Origin of the sequence: Candidatus Desulfatibia sp., from assembly GCF_036446775.1 — a bacterium.
GTDB lineage: Bacteria > Desulfobacterota > Desulfobacteria > Desulfobacterales > UBA11574 > Desulfatibia_A.
Genome location: NZ_JAZFTO010000394.1, coordinates 1 through 4,036, shown reverse-complemented (window position 1 = coordinate 4,036; position 4,036 = coordinate 1). Strand labels below are relative to the sequence as shown.

The 4,036-nt window shown below is 45.3% G+C and carries 6 protein-coding genes; 3 read left to right on the top strand and 3 right to left on the bottom strand.

What is annotated here, in order from left to right:
* On the top strand, positions 1 to 621 hold a 621-nt coding region (locus V3S16_RS17870; protein WP_413887442.1), incomplete at its 5' end, for a cation diffusion facilitator family transporter.
* A gap of 136 nt (positions 622 to 757) precedes the next feature.
* Here V3S16_RS17870 and V3S16_RS17865 read toward each other — a convergent pair.
* The 3 genes from V3S16_RS17865 to V3S16_RS17855 form a co-directional block, all read right to left on the bottom strand.
* Entirely contained in the window at positions 758 to 1,015 is a 258-nt protein-coding gene (locus V3S16_RS17865; RefSeq protein ID WP_413887440.1) for a type II toxin-antitoxin system RelE family toxin, read from the bottom strand.
* Positions 1,002 to 1,235 (bottom strand): ribbon-helix-helix protein, CopG family, encoded by a 234-nt coding sequence (locus V3S16_RS17860; RefSeq protein ID WP_413887438.1) that lies wholly within the window; start codon positions 1,233 to 1,235, stop codon positions 1,002 to 1,004. Before V3S16_RS17860 ends, V3S16_RS17865 begins: the two co-directional genes overlap by 14 nt.
* Before the next feature lie 266 nt (positions 1,236 to 1,501).
* A complete protein-coding gene (locus V3S16_RS17855) occupies positions 1,502 to 1,972 on the bottom strand; it encodes a hypothetical protein (protein WP_413887437.1) in 471 nt (156 codons plus the stop codon).
* A gap of 300 nt (positions 1,973 to 2,272) precedes the next feature.
* Here V3S16_RS17855 and V3S16_RS17850 point away from each other — a divergent pair, with 300 nt between their 5' ends.
* Positions 2,273 to 2,482 carry a hypothetical protein gene (locus V3S16_RS17850; RefSeq protein WP_413887435.1) on the top strand — a complete coding sequence of 70 codons (210 nt, stop codon included), beginning with the start codon at positions 2,273 to 2,275 and terminating at the stop codon, positions 2,480 to 2,482.
* A 475-nt stretch (positions 2,483 to 2,957) separates the two neighbouring features.
* The gene (locus V3S16_RS17845; protein ID WP_413887433.1) at positions 2,958 to 3,722 is read left to right on the top strand and encodes an IS6 family transposase; all 765 of its coding nucleotides are present in this window, start codon (positions 2,958 to 2,960) and stop codon (positions 3,720 to 3,722) included.
* The last annotated feature ends 314 nt before the right edge of the window (positions 3,723 to 4,036 follow it).

Here is a 4,036-nt window from a genome sequence, read left to right as displayed (position 1 = left end):
GGAATCACTCTCCTTCCGATTATGGCCTACATCCTCTACAGGGCCTATTTCCGGTTTGTTCATCCTGAATCGGTCGAGGTGGGACAGATGTTTGTCGTTTCTTTAGTCGGTTTGGTGGTGAATTTGCTCTGCGCCTTGATTCTGGCAGACGTGAGCCGGGATGATTTTAATATTAGAGGGGCCTTTCTTCACATGATCGGCGATACGGCCTCTTCGGTGGGCGTGGTTCTTGCAGCGGTGACCATCCACTATACCGACTGGTATCTTCTGGACCCGCTCGTCAGTGTCCTGATTGCCATGGTCATCCTGATCTGGTCCTTTGGCCTGATACGGGAATCGACCAATATCCTGTTGGAATCGGTTCCGAAGGGGATTGATCTCAAAGAAGTCAAAAAGTCGATTCTTGATACCCCCGAGGTTCAGGACCTTCACGACCTTCATATCTGGCAGATCACGTCCAAGATGTATGCCTTAACTGCACATGTGGCCGTAAAGAATATTCCTATTTTAGAGACCCGATCCATCCTCGCCAGGATCAACAACGTGCTCGACGAGCGATTCCACATCTCTCATACCAACATTCAGTTTGAACCCCATATTAGACAGGATAAACAGGATTGACAGGATCTGTATCCGACCACTTAAAGCATATACGATATTGATCATTGATGCGTATTTGGTTCCATTCTCTTGCTCTCTCCCTTTGAGCGAAAGGGTTAGAGTCTACTTCCGGGAAGCCTGCCCCCGAAGGTTCGCTTCACCGATATATATCTCTTCGATGGCCTACCTTCACTATCCAAACTGTAAGTTCGTCACCCTGGATTGAGTATACAATACGATACCGTCCTTGCCGTATGCGATACTTTTCTTGACCGGATAATTTCTGGCTCCCGGGAAGACGTGGGTTTTCGGCAAGCGAATCTATGCGTTGGAGGATCTTTCTTAAATCCTTTTTGGGGATCGATTCAAAATCTTTCCATACTGATTTCTTAAAAAAGATATTATATTCGGCCATCTTTTTTGAGCCTCTTGACCATCTTATCATAGCTGATCAGAGGCTCATTGGCCCTTTCATCAAACGCTGAAAGATCTTCAGCATCCTCTGCAATAGCCTCTCTAACAGCTTCATTTATAAGCTCCGACATGGAACGAGAGGTTTCCAAAGCCTTGATTCGTAGTGCTTTATGAAGGGCAGGATCTAAATAGATAGTGGAACGTTTTGATAATGTCGCCATAATGCCTCCTACTCAATGTAACTGTAGGACATTATAGCATCATGACATACATATGTCAATCTTGAGGGATAACAGTTTTTCTACACAGTTTCAATGACCAAACCTACCGGCGCAAAAAATTGCAGAGCGAAGCACCGAAGAACCTGGGAATAGGAACGTGTAAATCTGAGACACTCTGGGAAATAGACGACCAAAGGATGGCCCCCTATTTGGTGAAGGTGAAGGAGTCAATCAAGGAATAGACACAAGAATAATCAGTGCCCGGCCTATTTTATTGTGGTGACAATCTTTACCTTTTTGTTTGTTACCTCACTCTTCAGAAGATATCCAATCGCCCCGGAATCACTTCCCACCCTGGCTTGCATCAGTGTTGATGACTGGACCGTGCGGGGCGGATTCTTGGCCGTATTGGTGATTTTCCTGTTCGCCCACTCCATTGCGATTTTTCCCGGTTCCCGGCCGAGGACAGCGTTGGAAAATTCCCTTCGTGCCTTGTCCTTAACCTTGAGGTCATACAGGGTTATCTTTTTTCCATCCGGCCAACGGAGAAGGTCATTCTCGTAGTATTTTTTAACATCACTAATGGTGAGTAAAGTCGCGGGATTGCCCGCGTTTACAATGACCACGACGGGATCGGCGGCTATGGCTGAGCCGGTGAGTATCAGATAAAAAACAACAGTGAAGAGATACAAGGTTTTCCCATTTATCCTCGTCATGTGAGTGCTTATTCTTTTCATGTTCCTCTCCTTGATTGCTCTGAGGTAATGTCAAAAGTTTTTGTTTTGTTTCTTCATAACTTCTTTAACTACAAAGGTTTTTCTTAATAACGGTTTCCTCCCCCCTATTTCCCATTAAAACATTCTAAAATAGTCGCCGCAGGTTTTGTGGATACTGTGGTAAAGTCGAAGCGGAGCGGAGACTTTTCCAAGCGATTGTGGTAAGCTGTGGAAAACCTGCTGTTTAGGTTTTCCATAGTTTTCCACATGAGCGCCAGTATCCACAAAACAGAAAGCATTGCTTGCTGGAGGACACCATAGATGGATCGTATATCTCGTTTTGTCATCTGGATCTGTTCCAAGTTTACGCGTGAACAAATCCAACGTATCGTGAATGATCTGAATGACATCTTAACCAACCGAAATCCTGAAGTGAAACCCAAAGACGATTTTAAAGAAAAACATCCGAACTATCGCAACTTTTCGGTGGATCCGAATCCTCCTTTAAAAAAGCCGTTAAAAAAAAACTGAAGTCGATTTCAAAGAGCTTCTTAAACAATATCGGCAAGAGCACAACAGGCCTCTGAGACCTGTTCATTCCAGGAAACCTGAAGCCAGAGTCCCTGAAGACACGAAATGTCCTCAGTGTGGCGCTCCTTCAAAATTCCTTTACTTCAACGACGGTAAAAAACGATCTCAAATCAAATGTAAAGTCTGCGCCTATCTCTTTAACCTGCATCGTCGTCTGACTCACAAAACCAAATTCTGGTGTCCCCATTGCAACCATGCTCTTTATCTTTGGAAGCATCGTAAAGATTGTTCCATTTACAAATGTGACAATGACCAATGTCCAGCCTATATAAAAAATCTCAACAAACTCAACCCCCTCGAAAAAGCCCTGCGAAAAACCAAATCCTCACAGTTTAAACTCCACTATCAATATCGTGAGTATCACTTTACCCATGAACAGCTCCAACATGCCGCACCCGATCAATCCACTCGGATCTTGAACATCCGTAACTCGATGAACACTCTCTGCCTGGCTCTGACCTTTCACATCTCTTTAGGCATCTCCGCCCGTAAAACCGCCTATATCCTTAAAAACGTCTTTGAGCTGCCCGCCTCGTATCAAACCATCCTCAACTACACGCTCTACGCCGCTCCTCACTGTCACACATTCAACCTTCAATTCAAAGGCGAGGTCGAATCCACTCAAGCCGGTGACGAAACCTACATCAAAATTGCCGGTAAACACGCCTACACGTACTTCTTTATAACGCCTGCCAGACGTATAATCTCCGCCTACCACATCGATGATTCTCGCGATACGTTACCGGCGACCATCGCCATGAACGAAGCGATTCGTACCGCTCCTCATGATGAAAACCCAACCCTTATCACCGACGGCAATCCTTCTTACCTTGCCGGCATCCACTTCCTCAATCAAGCACGTGACGAAAATATTATCTCCCATAAGAAAGTGGTCGGCCTTCAAAACCTCGATGCCGAATCAGAAAGATTCCGGCCTTTCAAACAACTCATCGAACGCCTTAATCGGACCTACAAATTCCATACGCAAGCGGCCAATGGCTTCAATTCTAAAGCCGGCGCCATGGCGCTGACCACGCTCTTCGTCACTTACTACAACTTCTTCCGGCCTCATGCCGGCCTCAACTACCAAGCGCCTATCCCTCGTGATGACCTGACTTCCATTTCGACTCTGCAAGGGAAATGGGCTCAAGTGCTCAATACCGCCTTCTCGTTAAATTAATCCTTCCTTCACTTCATTCATGAAATACTACACAGGATAACTGTCTCTGCTGGACCTCTTGATCACTGAAATATACTCGGTCTCCTCCCGCCAGAAAACCTCTCTTGTTGTTTATTGCTACGATTTGCTTTCAAATCCTTTTCATTTTTTTTCATGTTACTTTTGACACTACCGTAAAAATCCGTTTACGGTTACCGGTTTACAGTTAACGGTTTTTTAATTTTTTGTAACTGCTCAGGTTGTCAGGTTGCGCTTACGCGCGTCCCTGGAACTGCGAACCTTAGCAGTTGCCATTAACTGTTAACCGTCAACTG